The organism is Blautia ammoniilytica, assembly GCF_025566965.1.
GTDB classification, from domain to species: domain Bacteria; phylum Bacillota; class Clostridia; order Lachnospirales; family Lachnospiraceae; genus Blautia_A; species Blautia_A ammoniilytica.
This window is the reverse complement of record NZ_JAOQJL010000003.1, coordinates 76923-93172: the sequence shown is the minus strand read 5'-3', so window position 1 is coordinate 93172 and position 16250 is coordinate 76923. Positions and strand designations below refer to the sequence as shown.

The 16250-nt window shown below is 45.3% G+C and carries 13 protein-coding genes; 12 read left to right on the top strand and 1 reads right to left on the bottom strand.

Features of this window, described 5'->3' with window-relative positions:
* Nucleotides 1–58 precede the first annotated feature (58 nt).
* The gene (locus tag OCV61_RS02260) at nucleotides 59–883 is read right to left on the bottom strand and encodes an aldo/keto reductase (RefSeq protein ID WP_288219172.1); all 825 of its coding nucleotides are present in this window, start codon (nucleotides 881–883) and stop codon (nucleotides 59–61) included.
* A 284-nt stretch (nucleotides 884–1167) separates the two neighbouring features.
* On the opposite strand from OCV61_RS02260, the gene pckA reads away from it, so the two are divergent.
* The 12 genes from pckA (at nucleotide 1168) to acsE (ending at nucleotide 16232) form a co-directional block, all read left to right on the top strand.
* Nucleotides 1168–2772: a phosphoenolpyruvate carboxykinase (ATP) gene (gene pckA, locus OCV61_RS02255; RefSeq protein WP_158420451.1), complete on the top strand. Its 1605-nt coding sequence runs from the start codon at nucleotides 1168–1170 to the stop codon at nucleotides 2770–2772.
* A gap of 341 nt (nucleotides 2773–3113) precedes the next feature.
* Nucleotides 3114–3512 carry a DUF8180 domain-containing protein gene (locus OCV61_RS02250; RefSeq protein WP_158420450.1) on the top strand — a complete coding sequence of 133 codons (399 nt, stop codon included), beginning with the start codon at nucleotides 3114–3116 and terminating at the stop codon, nucleotides 3510–3512.
* Nucleotides 3513–3594: 82 nt separating this feature from the next.
* A complete protein-coding gene (locus tag OCV61_RS02245; protein ID WP_158420449.1) occupies nucleotides 3595–3777 on the top strand; it encodes a CooT family nickel-binding protein in 183 nt (60 codons plus the stop codon).
* Between the two features lie 122 nt (nucleotides 3778–3899).
* Entirely contained in the window at nucleotides 3900–4832 is a 933-nt protein-coding gene (locus OCV61_RS02240) for a methylenetetrahydrofolate reductase (protein WP_158420448.1), read from the top strand.
* A 41-nt stretch (nucleotides 4833–4873) separates the two neighbouring features.
* Entirely contained in the window at nucleotides 4874–5644 is a 771-nt protein-coding gene (locus tag OCV61_RS02235) for an ATP-binding protein (RefSeq protein WP_158420447.1), read from the top strand.
* A 138-nt stretch (nucleotides 5645–5782) separates the two neighbouring features.
* Nucleotides 5783–7675 (top strand): anaerobic carbon-monoxide dehydrogenase catalytic subunit, encoded by a 1893-nt coding sequence (gene cooS / locus OCV61_RS02230; RefSeq protein WP_158420446.1) that lies wholly within the window; start codon nucleotides 5783–5785, stop codon nucleotides 7673–7675.
* A 24-nt stretch (nucleotides 7676–7699) separates the two neighbouring features.
* A complete protein-coding gene (locus OCV61_RS02225) occupies nucleotides 7700–8467 on the top strand; it encodes an ATP-binding protein (protein WP_158420445.1) in 768 nt (255 codons plus the stop codon).
* A gap of 70 nt (nucleotides 8468–8537) precedes the next feature.
* On the top strand, nucleotides 8538–10667 hold the full coding sequence (gene acsB / locus OCV61_RS02220; RefSeq protein WP_158420444.1) for an acetyl-CoA decarbonylase/synthase complex subunit alpha/beta: 2130 nt from the start codon (nucleotides 8538–8540) through the stop codon (nucleotides 10665–10667).
* Between the two features lie 259 nt (nucleotides 10668–10926).
* Nucleotides 10927–13053, top strand: a complete 2127-nt coding sequence (acsB, locus tag OCV61_RS02215) for an acetyl-CoA decarbonylase/synthase complex subunit alpha/beta (protein WP_158420442.1) — start codon at nucleotides 10927–10929, stop codon at nucleotides 13051–13053.
* A gap of 39 nt (nucleotides 13054–13092) precedes the next feature.
* Nucleotides 13093–14034 (top strand): acetyl-CoA decarbonylase/synthase complex subunit delta, encoded by a 942-nt coding sequence (gene acsD, locus OCV61_RS02210; protein WP_158420441.1) that lies wholly within the window; start codon nucleotides 13093–13095, stop codon nucleotides 14032–14034.
* 21 nt (nucleotides 14035–14055) lie between these two features.
* Nucleotides 14056–15402 carry an acetyl-CoA decarbonylase/synthase complex subunit gamma gene (acsC, locus tag OCV61_RS02205; RefSeq protein WP_158420440.1) on the top strand — a complete coding sequence of 449 codons (1347 nt, stop codon included), beginning with the start codon at nucleotides 14056–14058 and terminating at the stop codon, nucleotides 15400–15402.
* Between the two features lie 44 nt (nucleotides 15403–15446).
* Complete coding sequence (acsE, locus tag OCV61_RS02200) at nucleotides 15447–16232, top strand: carbon monoxide dehydrogenase/acetyl-CoA synthase methytransferase subunit (protein WP_158420439.1); 786 nt, start codon at nucleotides 15447–15449, stop codon at nucleotides 16230–16232.
* The last annotated feature ends 18 nt before the right edge of the window (nucleotides 16233–16250 follow it).

Sequence of the window (16250 nt, the reverse complement as noted above, 5' to 3'; positions counted from 1 at the left end):
ATAAGGTATCAGAGAAAAGGCCTTATACCAGCTGCCAAAAAACAGCAGTTCTTTTGTTTTAGAAGATCACATCCCGCAGGTCTTCCGGTACGTGGGAGCTGTGGAAGTCTTCATCTAATGTGTCAATGATAGCCATATCTTCATCTTCAATGGTAAAATCAAAAACATTACCATTGGAAGCGATCCGATCCGGATGAACAGACTTGGGAATCACGCTGATGCCTTTTTGGATGGCCCACCGAAGACCGATCTGCGCTGGGGTACGGGCATATTTCGTGGCAAGAACACACATCACATCATTGTCAAAATAAGCTCCTCTGGCCAGTGGGGCATAGGCCTGAACCTGTATGCCTTCGGATTCACAATATTCGATCAGCTCTTTGGGATAACATAATGGATGGCATTCGATCTGATTCACTGCCGGGATGATGCCGGAAACCTTCTTAAGCTCTTCCAGATGGTGGATCTGGAAATTGCTTACTCCAATAGAAAGGGCACGTCCGGAATCCAGAATCTTCTCCAAAGCCTGCCAGGTGCCAAGATAGCAGCCGGGTACCGGCCAGTGGATCAGATACAGATCCACATAATCCAGTTTCAGCCTTTCTAGGCTTCTGTAAAAGGCACCGTCAATATCACCCAGGCGCTGGGCAGTATTCCATACTTTACTGGTGATAAAAAGGTCCTTCCTTGGGATGCCGCATTTAGCAATGGCCTTGCCAACACTTTCTTCATTCTTGTATACAGAAGCAGTATCGATCAGTCGGTAGCCGGCCTTTACGGCGGCATTAATGGCAGTTTCTGCTTCTGAATCTTCTGTTTTATAAACGCCAAGCCCAAGAAGGGGCATTTCTCTGTCGTTGTTAAGAAAAACAGTTGTTCTCAAATCAATCAATCCTCCTCAATACATGTGCGGAAGCTGCACTAAATTCATGTATTAGTATAACATAGAAATGTGAAAGAGTTAACTCAATTCTATTAAAAAACTACTACAGTCAAATATAGTTGAAAGAAAAAAATGTATTTTTTGGTTGATTTTATTCTTTTATTATGTATAATAATAACCAAAGAAGGAACAAGGTACTTCTTTGCAATGATATCGTTAAAAAGATATCACATACCTGCGTAACAGGTAAATAAACAATATTTGAAGAAAGAGGTAAATGTAAGATGGCTGGAATCGATTTAACAAAATACGGCATTACAGGAACTACTGAGATTGTGTACAACCCTTCTTATGAGATGTTGTTTGAAGAGGAGACAAAGCCGGAACTTGAAGGCTTTGAAAAAGGTAAGGTCAGCGAGCTTGGGGCAGTGGACGTAATGACCGGTATTTATACAGGACGTTCTCCTAAAGATAAGTATATCGTTATGGATGAGAATTCCAAGGACACTGTATGGTGGACATCCGACGAGTATAAGAATGATAACCATCCTGCAACACAGGAAGCATGGCAGGCAGTTAAAGAGATCGCTCAGAAGGAGCTTTCCAATAAGAAACTGTATGTTGTAGATGCATTCTGCGGCGCAAACAAAGACACACGTATGGCTATCCGTTTTATCGTTGAGGTTGCTTGGCAGGCTCACTTTGTAACAAATATGTTCATTCAGCCAACAGAAGAAGAACTGAAAGATTTCGAGCCTGATTTTGTTGTTTACAATGCTTCCAAGGCAAAGGTTGAGAACTTTAAAGAGCTGGGTCTTAACTCTGAGACAGCTGTTATGTTCAACATCACAAGCCGTGAGCAGGTAATCGTTAATACATGGTACGGCGGAGAGATGAAGAAAGGTATGTTCTCCATGATGAACTATTATCTGCCGCTGAAGGGTATTGCTTCCATGCACTGCTCCGCAAACACAGATATGGACGGTGAGAATACAGCTATCTTCTTCGGACTTTCCGGAACAGGTAAGACTACACTTTCCACAGATCCTAAGCGTCTTCTGATCGGTGATGATGAGCATGGCTGGGATGACAACGGAGTATTCAACTTCGAGGGCGGCTGCTATGCAAAGGTTATCAACCTTGACAAAGAGTCTGAGCCGGATATCTACAATGCGATCAAACGTAACGCTCTTCTTGAGAACGTAACACTTGATAAAGATGGAAAGATTGATTTTGCTGATAAGAGCGTTACAGAGAATACCCGTGTATCTTATCCGATCAACCACATTAAGAATATTGTTCGCCCGGTTTCTTCTGCACCGGCTGCTAAGAATGTGATCTTCCTTTCTGCTGATGCATTTGGTGTACTGCCGCCAGTATCTGTTCTTACACCAGAGCAGACACAGTATTACTTCCTTTCCGGATTTACTGCTAAGCTTGCTGGTACAGAGCGTGGTATCACAGAGCCTACACCTACATTCTCCGCATGCTTCGGCCAGGCATTCCTGGAGCTGCATCCTACCAAATATGCAGAAGAGCTTGTTAAGAAGATGGAGAAGAGCGGCGCTAAAGCATACCTTGTTAACACAGGCTGGAACGGAACAGGTAAACGTATCTCTATCAAAGATACCCGTGGTATCATTGATGCGATCCTGAACGGTGACATCCTGAATGCGCCTACTAAGAAGATCCCATACTTCAACTTTGAGGTTCCTACAGATCTTCCAGGAGTTGATCCGGCTATCCTTGATCCAAGAGATACCTATGCAGATGCTTCTGAGTGGGAGACAAAGGCAAAAGATCTGGCTGACAGATTTGTTAAGAACTTTGCTAAATATGAAGGAAATGCAGCTGGTAAAGCACTTGTATCTGCAGGTCCTGAGAAATAATGTGATTTCTGAATCGACACAGAATTGATAAAGGCCTTCCTTCCTCTGGCTGTCCTGGATATTTATCCGGGATACCAGTGGGGGAAGGCTTTTTTATGATGCTGCCGAATCATTCTTGAATATTTTTTTGAAAAAGATTGTTAAAAAGAAAACGAACACATCAGCAAGGTAAAGTGATTAAGTAAAAAAGAATAGAAATGCACATTAAAAAATGCAATATTTGTTTAAAATTCAGTGAATATTCCTTGATAACGGGTTGAAAAGGTTGTATAATGATGATAATTGATAAAAATATGTCATAAGTCTGCCCTTTTGCGGGGCAAAGAGAAAGGAGCATACACATGCACTTGATTAAAGACGAAAATGGCAATCTTGTACAGCATGGACATGAGCATACACATGAGCATACACATGCGGACGGAGTGAGCCATTCCCATACACATACACATGAGCACGGAGAAGAGCATGACCATACACACGGGGAGGGTCAGCAGTGCGGTGACCATTGTACATCTTGCCAGGGAGGCGACTGCAAGAATGAAACAGTAGCACTTCTTACTTATATGCTGCAGCATAATGAACACCATGCAGCAGAGTTGGATCAGATGGCAGACAATTTAGAGAAGATGGGCATGGCTGCAGCTGCAAAGACTATCCGCGAGGGAGTTTCTGATTTTCAGAAAGGGAATATGCGTCTTGGACTTGCCCTTACTCTTGTAAAAGAAGAGATCAGCAAATAACAATTATGACAGTGGGTGCATAAGCACGGTTGTTGCAAAGCGGCTGTTTTTACAGCTGCGAATATTAAGGAGGCGTTTGACTATGTGTCTTGCAACCGTTTACAAACAGAGTGATGATTCAGTGATCTTCAAAAATGTAAGCCGTATTGATGTAGATGGCGATAAGCTTGTTCTTCGTGATATCATGGGGGATGAGCGTATTGTAGAAGGCAGTATCCTTATGGTAGATCTTGCCAACAGTATTGTTAAGGTAAAATGTGATTAGCCAGTCATGGCTTCCGCATTCCTACAGGATCGCTGGGGCGAATGCGGATCATAATAACAGGTAATAAGGGCTTTTTGGCCTTTAGTTATATAAAGCAAATAATATACGTGGAGGTATGTAAAATGAAATTATCAGAAGCAATGAAAGAAAAGATGCTGCTGTCCTTCGAACTTTTCCCACCGAAGACGGAAAAAGGAATGGCAAATCTTCCTGGAACGATTGAGCACCTGATGAAATATCATCCGGAGTACATTTCCTGTACATATGGTGCAGGCGGCGGAAATGTAGGCGCCAACAGAGAAGTGTGCCAGATGATCAAGAATGCAGGTACTATCCCTGTAACACATTTTACAGTTATTAAGAATACAAAAGACGGTATCAAAGCTCAGCTGGATCAGTATCTGGAAGAGGGCGTTGATCATATGCTTGCGCTTCGTGGAGATATTCCCCTTGGCGAGACTACTACCTGCGGTGATTTTGATTATGCAACAGACCTTGTTAAGTTTGTTCGTGACCAGTACGGCGATAAATTTGAGATCGCTGTAGCAGGATCTCCGGAAGGACACATTGCATGTCGCAGCCTTGAGAGTGACATTGCAGTCCTCAGACAGAAACAGGACAATGGTGCTGATTATATCATGACTCAGCTTTGCTGGGATATGGAGCAGTTCAAATACTGGCTGGATGCTATCCGTAAAGCAGGTGTTACAATGCCTGTAGATGTTGGAGTAATGCCGATCCTTGATATGTCTGCTACCATTAATATGGCTCTTTCACGTAACGGCTGTGTAATGGATCGTGAGCTTTGCAGACTGATCTCCAGACATTGGCTGTTCCCGAATCCATTTGCAGCAAAAGATGCAGACGGCAAGCCATTTGATATGTTCTATGATGATAAGATCAAAGCATTCAAAGAAGAGGGTATTGAGTATACTATCAAACAGATCGATGAGTATCGTGCACTTGGTGTTGACGGTATCCATCTGTATGCACTTAACAAATGGAAAGATGTTTCTGAGATCATTGACAGATCCGGACTTCGTACACTTGTATAAGATTGCAGCATTATGATAATTGACAGGAGGCATTTAAAGTTATGGCACATGTTATTGCAGTTGCAGGTAAAGGCGGCGTTGGAAAGACCACATTATGCGGAATGCTGATCCAGTATCTCTGCGAACAGGGCAAAGGTCCTGTGCTGGCAGTAGATGCAGATGCCAATTCCAATCTGAATGAGGTTCTTGGCGTAAAGGTGGAGACAACTCTTGGCGATGTAAGGGAAGAAATCGCACAGGCAGAACTGGCGAAGGTTAGCCCGATTCCAGCCGGTATGTCCAAGGCTGACTATGCTGAAATGCGTTTTGAGGATGCACTTGTGGAGGATGATGATTTTGACCTTCTGGTTATGGGCAGGACTCAGGGCAAAGGCTGCTATTGCTATGTAAATGGCCTCCTGCAGACACAGCTGGCAAAATACCAGAACAATTATCCTTACTTTGTAGTAGATAATGAAGCTGGTATGGAACATATCAGCAGAGGTGTACTGCCCAGCATGCAGACAGCTATTCTGGTAAGCGACTGCTCCAGGAGGGGCATCCAGGCAGTAGGACGTATTGCAAAGCTGATCCAGGAGTGCAACATGCATCCTGATACAGTAGGACTGATCGTGAACCGTGCGCCGCAGGGTAAGCTGAATGAGGGGATCCAGGAAGAGATCCGGAATCAGGGTCTTACACTTCTGGGAGTGGTTCCGCAGGATGAGTCTGTTTATGAGTTTGACTGTGAGGGACGTCCCACTGTAGAGCTTCCGGAGGATAATCCTGTAAAGAAAGCACTTCGTGAAATTGCCGGCAAATTAAATCTTTGATTTTTTTTAAATAAAATATCCCATGGGTGGGGATGGGATGCCTGCCCTGGGATCATCCAATATACCCAAGAAGTACATCCATGGTTCTCTTTTGAAAATTGTTCATGCATGGATGTATGATCATTAAGGAGGTTAATAATGAGCGAATTTAAATTGACTACAGTGGAAGAGTTTGAAGCTGCCACAGCCCGTCTTCTTGAGACAGGTGCAAAGGTAGGCGCTGATGCATGGCAGATGCGTGTAAAGAATCAGACTCCTCACTGTAAATTTGGTGAGCAGGGTGTCTGCTGCCGTATCTGTTCCATGGGACCATGCCGTATTACACCAAAGGCATCCAGAGGTATCTGCGGATGTGACGTACACGGTATCGTAGGAAGAAACTTCCTTCGTTTCGTAGCTGGCGGTGCTGCTACCCATTCTGATCACGGCCGTGAGATCTGTATCACACTGAGCCATGCAAAAGAGGGCGGCGATTATCAGGTAAAGGATCCTGAGAAGCTGATCCGTATTGCAAAAGAGTGGGGCGTTGAGACAGAGGGAAGAGATATTTACGATCTTGCTCACGAGATGTCTGAACTTGCTCAGGAAGAATATGGAAAGATCAAAGGCTATTCCAGATGGCTTAAAAGAGCTCCTCAGCATACACAGGATCTGTGGCATGCAGCAGGCATTGAGCCAAGAGCGATCGACCGTGAGGTTTCCTGTGCTCTTCATATGACCCATATGGGTAACACCAGCAAGCCGGAGGCTCTGATCCGTCAGTCCCTTCGTAACGGACTTTCTGATGGATGGGGCGGTTCCATGTGCGGAACTGAGTTCTCTGACGTTCTGTTCGGAACACCAAAGCCAATTGACACAGAAGCAAATCTTGGTGTTATGGTTGAAGAGAATGTAAATATCGTTGTTCATGGTCATGATCCAAGCCTTTCTGAGATGATCTGTGAGTATGCAGACAGCAAGGAAATGATCGATTATGCAAAATCCATGGGTGCTAAGGGAATCACTGTATCCGGTGTATGTTGTACTTCCAATGAGGTTGCTATGCGCCGTGGTATTCCGATGGCAGGTAACTTCCTGCAGCAGGAGAACGTAGTGCTTACAGGTGCATGTGAGGCTATCGTTGTTGACGTTCAGTGTATCTTCCCGGCTCTTGGGCCTCTTTCCAAGTGCTTCCATACCAAGTTCATCACAACTTCTCCGATCTGCCAGATGCCAGACTCTGATTTCATTGAGTTCCATTCTGACAACGCAGGAGAGACAGCTAAGAATATCGTAAAGCTTGCATGTGAGAACTTCAAGAACAGAAGACCGGAGCTTGTACATATTCCTCAGCTGAAGCATAAAGCAACAGTTGGATATTCTGTAGAAGCTATCGTTAAGACACTTGACGGTGTTACCAACTCTCAGGTTGATGAGACTGGTACAACCAAACCTCTTATTGAGTGCATTACTTCCGGTGTTATCCGTGGAGCAGTTGCTATGGTTGGCTGCAACAACCCGAAAGTAAGACCGGACACAGCACATATTGAACTGATGAAGAAGCTGATCGCAAATGATATCGTGATCATCGCTTCCGGATGTTCCGCACAGGCTGCAGCCCGTGCAGGCCTTATGGACAAAGCTGCAAAGGATCTTTGCGGTGCAGGTCTGAAACGTGTTTGCGAGCTTGCAGATATCCCACCAGTATTACATATGGGCTCCTGTGTTGATATCAGCCGTATGATGATCCTTGCAGCTGAGCTTGCAAAGGATTCCGGACTTAACATTTCCCAGCTTCCTGTTGTAGGATGTGCTCCGGAGTGGATGTCTGAGAAGGCTGTATCCATCGGTAACTATGTAGTAGCTACAGGTCTTGATACCTTCCTTGGTGTAGATCCTTATGTTTCCGGATCTACAGAGGTGGCAGAGCTTCTTACCAGCGGCGTTCGTGATTGGGTAGAGGCTGCTTATACCGTTGAAAAAGACATTGATAAATTAGGCGATCTGATGATCGAGAGAATCGAAGCAAAACGTGACGCTCTCGGAATCTGATAGCAGGAAAGGCGCGATTAACTTATGAAGATAGCAGTAACCGGTAAAGGCGGAGTAGGAAAGACAACTTTTGCGGCAACACTTGCCAGATTATACGCAGATGAGGGGAAGAAGGTTCTTGCAGCGGATGTGGATCCGGATGCCAATCTTGGCCTTGCCCTTGGTTTTGATGAGGATACACTGGATTCCATTGTACCGATATCAAAGATGCGTAAGCTTGTGGAGGAACGTACAGGAGCAAACAGCCGGAATCAGTTCTATACATTGAATCCTAAAGTGGATGATATTCCGGATACCTACGGAAAGACCTGTAACGGAGTAAAACTGCTTGTCCTTGGTACTGTGGAGACAGGGGGAGGCGGATGTGTCTGCCCTGAGCATGTAATGCTTAAAAGGATCATCAGCAATCTTGTGGTTCACAGGGATGATGTGGTGATCATGGACATGGAAGCCGGCCTGGAGCATCTGGGCCGGGGTACCACAGAAAGTATGGATGAGTTTATCGTGGTGATCGAGCCGGGTGCAAGAAGCGTACAGACTTACAAGAATGTTAAGCGTCTTGCAAAAGACCTGGGTGTATCCCAGGTGAAAGTGGTGGCTAACAAAGTGAGAAACTCTGAGGATGAGGAGTTTATCCGCTCCAGGATCCCGGCAGAAGATCTCCTTGGGATGATCCATTACAATACTGAAGTAATGGACGCAGACCGCCAGGGGAAATCCCCATATGATTTCAGCCAGTCTGTGACGGATGAGATCAGAAAGATCAAGAATAAAATAGATGGGACCATCTGATAACAGATGAGCGATCGGAGGGTTTCCTGTAAATAATGATTCAAGTCTGTAAATAATAGGAGGTATGACAGTGACATTATTTGATAGAGTATTCAGCGGAAATGACGCTGTATATGGTTTAACAGAAGGTGCGATTGATGCTGCAATTGCTCAGCATGGCGAAGACAAAGCAGTAAGCTTCCCTGATACAGCTTACAGCCTTCCATGCTACTATTCAGTAACCGGTTCTAAGGTTACTACCTTAAAAGAATTAAAAGAAGCCCTTGGTGTTGTAAAAACACTGATGACAAGAGAAAAAAGACTGAATGATGCATTTATGTCCGGTGTTGCTACCGCACTTTGCGCTGAGTTCATCGAAGTCCTGAAATATATTGACGGTGCTGTACCATACGAAGAGCCATGCTATGGCCATCTTGCTGATGCAGTGATCCGTGAGCTGGGTGTTCCCCTTGTAACAGGAGATATCCCAGGCGTTGCAGTTATCCTTGGCACAGCTCCTTCTGTAGAAGAGGGTGTTGCTCTTGTAAAGAGCTATCAGTCACAGGGTATCCTTGTAACACTGGTTGGCGGCATCATTGATCAGGTAAAAGAAGCTGGTATGAATACTGGCGCAAATGTACGTGTTATCCCGCTTGGCAAGGATGTTACAGCAGTGATCCATGTAGTATCCGTAGCACTTCGTGCAGCCCTGATCTTCGGTAATGTAACACCTGGTGATGCAGGCACTCTTATGAAATATACCATGGATCGTGTTCCGGCATTTGTTAATGCTTTCGGACCTCTGGATGATGTTGTTGTTGCATGTGGTGCTGGTGCCATCGCACTTGGTTTCCCTGTTATCACAAACGAGACAGAGAACATTTTCCGTGTACCTAAGAGCCTGATCGTTCAGGAGGATGTTAGCAAATTTAATGCTACTTCCCTTGAGGCACGTGACATTAAGATCAAGATCACAAATATTGATATCCCGGTTGCATTCGCATCTGCATTCGAGGGTGAGATCATCCGTCGTAAAGACATGCGTGTTGAGTTTGATGGTTCCCGTGTAGACTGTGCAGAGCTTGTACATACCTGTGACGCTTCAGAGGTTGAGGACCACAAGATCACAGTTGTTGGACCGGAAGTAGACGAGATGGAAGATGGAAGCAAGAACAGCATTGCTTATGTTGTTAAAGTTTCCGGTAAGAACATGCAGCCAGACTTTGAGCCGGTTATCGAGCGTAAATTCCACAACTACATCAACTGTATCGAGGGTGTATACCATACAGGCCAGAGAGATATGCAGCGTATCCGTATCAGCCATGCAGCATTTGATGCAGGATTCCGTATCAAACATATTGGTGAGGTTCTGTATACACAGGTTAAGAATGAGTTTGATGCTGTTGTAGATAAGTGTGAGGTTGTAATCTATACAGATCCTGCTGAGTGTACAAGAGTTCGTCATGAAGTTGCTATCCCGATCTTTGAGAAACGTGATGACCGTCTTGCAAATCTTACAGATGAGTCTGTTGACGTATATTACAGCTGTATCCTCTGCCAGGCATTCTCCCCGTCCCATGTATGCGTGGTAACACCAGAGAGACTTGGACTTTGCGGTGCAGTTTCATGGCTGGATGCTAAGGCTACCTACGAGCTGGATCCGAATGGACCTTGCCAGGTAATTACAAAAGAGCGTCCGATCAACGAAGAACTTGGTGCTTATGAGGATGTTGATGAAGCAGTTCAGAAATTATCCCAGGGTGCTCTGGAGCATGTTACACTGTACTCCATTATGCAGGATCCCATGACTTCCTGCGGATGCTTCGAGTGTATCTGTGGTATCGAGCCATTCTCCAACGGTGTTGTTATCGCAAACCGTGAGTATGCAGGCATGACACCTCTTGGAATGACCTTCTCAGAGATGGCATCCATGACAGGCGGCGGTGTTCAGACACCTGGTTTCATGGGACATGGTAAGCATTTTATCGCTTCCAAGAAATTTATGAAGGCTGAGGGCGGTATCGAGCGTATCGTCTGGATGCCAAAAGAATTAAAAGAGTTTATCGCAGACAAATTAAATGCAACTGCAAAAGACCTTTACGGAATCGACAACTTCACTGATATGATCGGTGATGAGACAGTAGCAACTGATCCGGAGACTCTGGTAGGCTTCCTTACAGAGAAAGGTCATCCTGCACTTGCACTGGATCCAATGATGTAATTGCGGATTTGTCTTACCTGTTTTAACAGGACATGACATAAAGCTTTGCAGCGGAGGGTAAAGTTTTGGTCTTGTGATCGGCAATCCGGGACAGGGGATGATTTCCCCTGCCCCGGTTTACGATATAGCCTCCGGCAGGATTGCAGAGGTGCGCAGGAGAAGTATGTCATGCAATTGCATGACGCGCACCTCGCAGCAAGAATGCCGAGGCATTCTTGATTCAGGTTTGGATTAACATACAAAAAGGAGATGGAAAACAATGTTAATCAACAGAATTTTCAGCGGAAATGACGCTGTTTACGGCCTTACAGAGAAGGCTGTAAACGATGCCGTACAAGCCAATGGCGCAGACAAGGCTGTAGGATTTCCACATACAGCATACTGTCTGCCGTGTTACTATGCTGTTACCGGTGTTAAGATCAAAACACTGGGAGAGCTTAAGGAAGCTCTTGGTGTAGTAAAATCCCTGATGAACAGGGAAGAGACCCTTGACAATGCTCTGATGTCCGGTGTTGCTACAGCTCTGTGCGCAGAGTTTATTGAAGCACTGAAATATCTGGATGGTGCAGAACCTTATCAGGAGCCATGCTATGGCCATCTTGCGGATTCAATCATCCGTGAGCTTGGTGTACCCCTTGTTACCGGCGACATTCCAGGCGTAGCCGTGATCCTTGGATCAGCACCTACAGCCCAGGAAGGCGTAGATCTGATCAAAAGCTACCAGGCACAGGGTATCCTTGTAACACTGGTAGGCGGTATTATTGACCAGGCACAGGAACTGGGGCTTAAGATGGGATACAATCTCCGTATCGTTCCTCTTGGTAAGGACGTTACCTCTGTGATCCATGTGGTATCTGTTGCACTTCGTGCAGCCCTGATCTTTGGTAATGTAACACCAGGGGATGCAGCATCACTGATTTCTTATACCGCTGAGAGGGTACCTGCATTTGTAAATGCCTTTAAGCCGGTAGATGACGTTGTACTGGCTGCAGGAGCCGGTGCGATCAAGCTTGGATTCCCGGTAATCTCCAATGAGACTGAGAATATTGAAGAAGTACCAGGCGCACTGATCGCATGCCCCAATGTAGCAGATTTCAATAAGGTTTCTTTGGAAGCCAGAAATATTAAGATCAAGATCACAAAAGTAGATATCCCGGTTGCATTTGCCTCTGCATTTGAGGGGGAGATCATCCGTCGTAAGGATATGCGTGTGGAATTTGACGGTTCCCGTGTGGACTGCGTAGAGCTTGTACAGACCAAGACCATGGACGAGGTTGAGGATCACAAGATCACGGTCGTAGGCCCGGAAATCGATACCTTTGAACCTGGCAGCAAACATAGTCTTGCCTACCTGGTAGAAGTAGCAGGAAAGAAGATGCAGCCGGATTTTGAACCGGTTATCGAGCGTAAATTCCACAATTATATAAACTGCATCGAGGGTGTTTATCATACAGGCCAGAGGGATATGTTCCGTATCCGTATCAGTAATGAGGCTTATGAAGCAGGCTTCCGTGCGAAACATTTCGGAGAAGTGCTGTATACCCAGGTGAAGAATGAATTTGAAGCAGTTGTAGACAAATGTCAGGTAACGATCTTTACAGATCCGGCAGAATGTACCAGGATGCGTCATGAAGTAGGTATTCCTACCTTTGACAAACGTGATGCCCGTCTGGAGACTCTTACAGATGAGTCAGTAGATGTGTATTACAGCTGTATCCTGTGCCAGGCATTTTCTCCGTCTCATGTGTGCGTAGTCACACCTGAAAGACTGGGGCTTTGCGGTGCTGTTTCCTGGCTTGATGCAAAAGCTACGAATGAGCTTGATCCAAACGGACCATGTCAGGTGATCACAAAGGAACGTCCTATTGATGAGAACCTGGGGTCTTATGAAGATGTGGATGAGGCAGTTCAGAAGTTCTCACAGGGAGCTCTTGAGCATGTTACCTTGTATTCCATTATGCAGGATCCTATGACTTCCTGCGGATGCTTTGAATGTATCTGCGGTATTGAGCCATTTTCCAATGGCGTGGTGATCGCAAACCGTGAGTATGCCGGTATGACTCCTCTTGGAATGACGTTCTCCGAGATGGCATCCATGACTGGCGGCGGTGTTCAGACACCTGGATTTATGGGACATGGAAAACATTTTATTTCATCCAAGAAATTCATGAAGGCAGAAGGCGGTATTGAACGTATTGTATGGATGCCCAAGGAATTAAAGGACACAGTTGCAGAACGCTTGAATAAGACTGCAAAAGAGCTTTATGGGATTGACAATTTTACGGATATGATCGGGGATGAAACCGTTGCAACAGATCCGGAAGTGCTTGTTGCATTTTTAACAGAACATAATCATCCGGCATTGTCAATGGACCCGATGATGTAGTATAATTATTTTTGAATAATCTAAGGAGGCTTATTAGAAATGCCATTTAATCAGAAACCACAAAAATTTAATGCAAAGATCAATGCGGTTACGGTTGGAACTGGCGATAAAGCAGTTGTTATAGGAGGCAATTCCACATTCCCTTTCTATACATTTGATAATCCGACCGAGAACGCTCCGAAGATCGGTGTTGAGATCACCGATATGGGCCTTGATGATTTTGCTCCTGGAATCAGGGCATATTATGAAGGCTGCACCACCATGGCTGAGATTGCCAAGAAGGCAGCTGCTATGGAAGGTGGAGATTTTGTTGTGCTCAATCTGGACGGCGGAGATCCTAACGGAGCTAACAAATCTACAGAGGAACTGATCGCAGTTGTAAAAGAGGTTGCAGAGGCTATTGACTGTCCACTGGTTGTAGAGGGCTGCAAGAATGTGGAGAAGGATGCGGAACTTCTTCCTAAGGTTGCAGAGGCTCTTCAGGGCCGGAACATCATTGTTCTGTCTGAGAAGGAAGAGAACTACAAGGCAATCGGTGCAGCAGCAGGTCTTGCTTATGGCCAGATCGTTGGCGCAGAGTCTGCTGATGATATCAACCTTGCTAAACAGCTGAACGTTGTAACAACACAGTTAGGTGTTGATGCAAAGAAGATCGTTATGAATGTTGGAACAGCTACTGTAGGCTATGGTTATGAGTATGTTGTTTCCACTATGGATCGTATCAAAGGTGCAGCACTTTCCCAGAATGATAATATGCTGCAGATGCCGATTATTACACCGGTAGCTTCTGAGACATGGGGCGTAAAAGAATCCGTTGCTTCCGAGGCAGATATGCCTGAGTGGGGATCTGAGGACGAGCGTGGAATTGATATGGAAGTTATGACAGCAGCAGCAGACCTGGCAGCAGGTTCTGATGCAGTAATACTGAGACATCCTCAGTCTGTGGCTACCATCGCCAAAATGATCAAAGCACTTGTGTAATAGTTAGGAGGAAGAAAAGATATGGCACTGAATGGTATTCAGATCTTTAAATTAACACCAAAGAAAAACTGTAAGGAATGTGGATGCCCGACATGTATGGCTTTCTCCATGAAAGTTGCACAGGGCGCAATGAAAATAGAGCAGTGTCCTCATATGTCTGAGGAAGCTCTGGCATCTCTGTCTGAGGCTACCGCTCCGCCAATGAAAACCATTAAGATCGGTACAGGCGCAGAAGAGCTTACCCTTGGCGGTGAGACTGTTTTATTCAGACATGAGAAAACATTTGTTAACAAGACCAGATATGCTGTTGAGCTTTGCACAGGCATGGATGATGCCACTGTAGAAGCCAAACTGGCTGAGATCCCGAAGGTTGATTATGACCGTATCGGTGAGAGAATGTATGCTGAGGTTGTATATGTGAACTGCCACGAAGGCGCAGATGCAGCAGCCTATACTGCACTGGTTCAGAAAGCAGCAGGTCTTGGAAGAACTCTGGTTCTGGGATGTACAGATCCTGAGATCGCTAAAGCAGCCCTTGAAGTATGCAAGGACAGCAAACCGGTATTAAACGGTGCAAATGCTTCCAACTACGAGGCAATGAATGCAGTTGCAACAGCTGCTGGCGTTGTACTTGGAGTTTCAGGCAAAGACCTTAATGAGTTATATGATACAACAGCAGCTATCGAGAAGCTTGGCAACAAGAATCTTGTACTGGACGTAACAGGTGCTGATTTAAAAGAGACTTTCGGAAACGCTGTACAGGTTCGTCGTGCAGCACTGAAAGACCAGGACAGAACCTTTGGCTATCCGTCTATCGTTAATCTTGCAAAGATCGCAGGCGGAGATTTCCATCTGCAGGCAGCGCTGGCAGCTGTATTCACCATGAAATACGGTTCCATCATCGTTATGGAGCGTATGACTTATGCAGAAGCACTTCCTCTGTATGGTCTGCGTCAGAACGTATTCACTGACCCGCAGAAGCCAATGAAAGTTGAGCCAGGCATTTATCCGATGAATGGCGGCGATGAGAATTCTATTGTTGTTACAACAGTAGACTTCGCTCTTACATACTTCCTTGTATCCGGAGAGCTGGAGCGTTCAGGCGTTCCCCTTAACCTTGTGATCAATGATGCAGGTGGATTATCTGTACTTACATCCTGGGCAGCCGGTAAATTCTCCGGTAACAGCATTTCTCAGTTTATCAAAGAGAATGTTGAGCCAAAGGTTAAATGCAGAAAACTTGTTATCCCTGGTAAGGTAGCTGTCCTTAAGGGAGATCTTGAGTCCAAACTTCCTGGATGGGAGATCATTGTAGGACCAAGAGAAGCTGTTCAGCTTGTTAAGTTCTTAAAAGACCTTGAAGCTTAAGGCTGTGTACTGTAGAAATTAATAATGTAAAGGAGAACAATACAATGGCAAAATTTGTTACTATTGGTGAGAGACTTTCCACCACAGCTCCCATCGTAAATAAAGCATTTACAGAAAGAGATCCTGAGCCGATCTTAAAAAGAGCAAAACAGCAGCTGGATGCAGGCGCTGTATATCTTGATGTAAACATCGGACCTGCTGAGAATGATGGCGAAGACCTGATGAAATGGGCTGTAAAGCTTCTTCAGGAGAATTTCGACAATGTTCCGCTTGCTCTTGATACTTCCAATAAGAAGGCTATCGAGGCTGGTATTTCCGTATACAACAGAAGTAAAGGAAAACCGATCGTAAACTCTGCTGATGCAGCAGGAAGAATTGAGAACATCGACCTTGCAGCAGCTAACGATGCTATCGTTATCGCTCTTTGCAATGGCGAGGGTATCGCAAAAGACAATGATGAGCGTATGATGTACTGCCAGATGCTTCTTGAGAGAGGTATGGAGCATGGTATGGAGCCTACAGATCTGTGGTTCGATCCTCTGTTCCTGGTAGTAAAAGGTATGCAGGACAAACAGATGGAAGTTCTGGAAGCTATTAAGATGTTCTCTGATATGGGATTGAATTCTACAGGCGGTCTGTCCAACAACAGTAACGGTATGCCGAAGAACATCCGTCCGATCATGGATTCTGCACTGGTAGCCATGGCTATGATGCAGGGATTAACTTCCGCTATCGTAAACCCGAATGACCTTCGTCTGATGGAGACAATTAAATCCTGTGACGTATTCAAGGGCAACACCCTGTATGCAGATTCTTACCTTGAGCTGTAATTTACAGTCCGAAGATCT

What these genes read in the sequence shown, in the direction of transcription:
- pckA (WP_158420451.1), top strand. Translation starts at nt 1,168, where the DNA reads ATGGCTGGAATCGATTTAACAAAATACGGCATTACAGGAACTACTGAG.
- OCV61_RS02250 (WP_158420450.1), top strand. Translation starts at nt 3,114, where the DNA reads ATGCACTTGATTAAAGACGAAAATGGCAATCTTGTACAGCATGGACAT.
- OCV61_RS02245 (WP_158420449.1), top strand. Translation starts at nt 3,595, where the DNA reads ATGTGTCTTGCAACCGTTTACAAACAGAGTGATGATTCAGTGATCTTC.
- OCV61_RS02240 (WP_158420448.1), top strand. Translation starts at nt 3,900, where the DNA reads ATGAAATTATCAGAAGCAATGAAAGAAAAGATGCTGCTGTCCTTCGAA.
- OCV61_RS02235 (WP_158420447.1), top strand. Translation starts at nt 4,874, where the DNA reads ATGGCACATGTTATTGCAGTTGCAGGTAAAGGCGGCGTTGGAAAGACC.
- cooS (WP_158420446.1), top strand. Translation starts at nt 5,783, where the DNA reads ATGAGCGAATTTAAATTGACTACAGTGGAAGAGTTTGAAGCTGCCACA.
- OCV61_RS02225 (WP_158420445.1), top strand. Translation starts at nt 7,700, where the DNA reads ATGAAGATAGCAGTAACCGGTAAAGGCGGAGTAGGAAAGACAACTTTT.
- acsB (WP_158420442.1), top strand. Translation starts at nt 10,927, where the DNA reads ATGTTAATCAACAGAATTTTCAGCGGAAATGACGCTGTTTACGGCCTT.
- acsD (WP_158420441.1), top strand. Translation starts at nt 13,093, where the DNA reads ATGCCATTTAATCAGAAACCACAAAAATTTAATGCAAAGATCAATGCG.
- acsC (WP_158420440.1), top strand. Translation starts at nt 14,056, where the DNA reads ATGGCACTGAATGGTATTCAGATCTTTAAATTAACACCAAAGAAAAAC.
- acsE (WP_158420439.1), top strand. Translation starts at nt 15,447, where the DNA reads ATGGCAAAATTTGTTACTATTGGTGAGAGACTTTCCACCACAGCTCCC.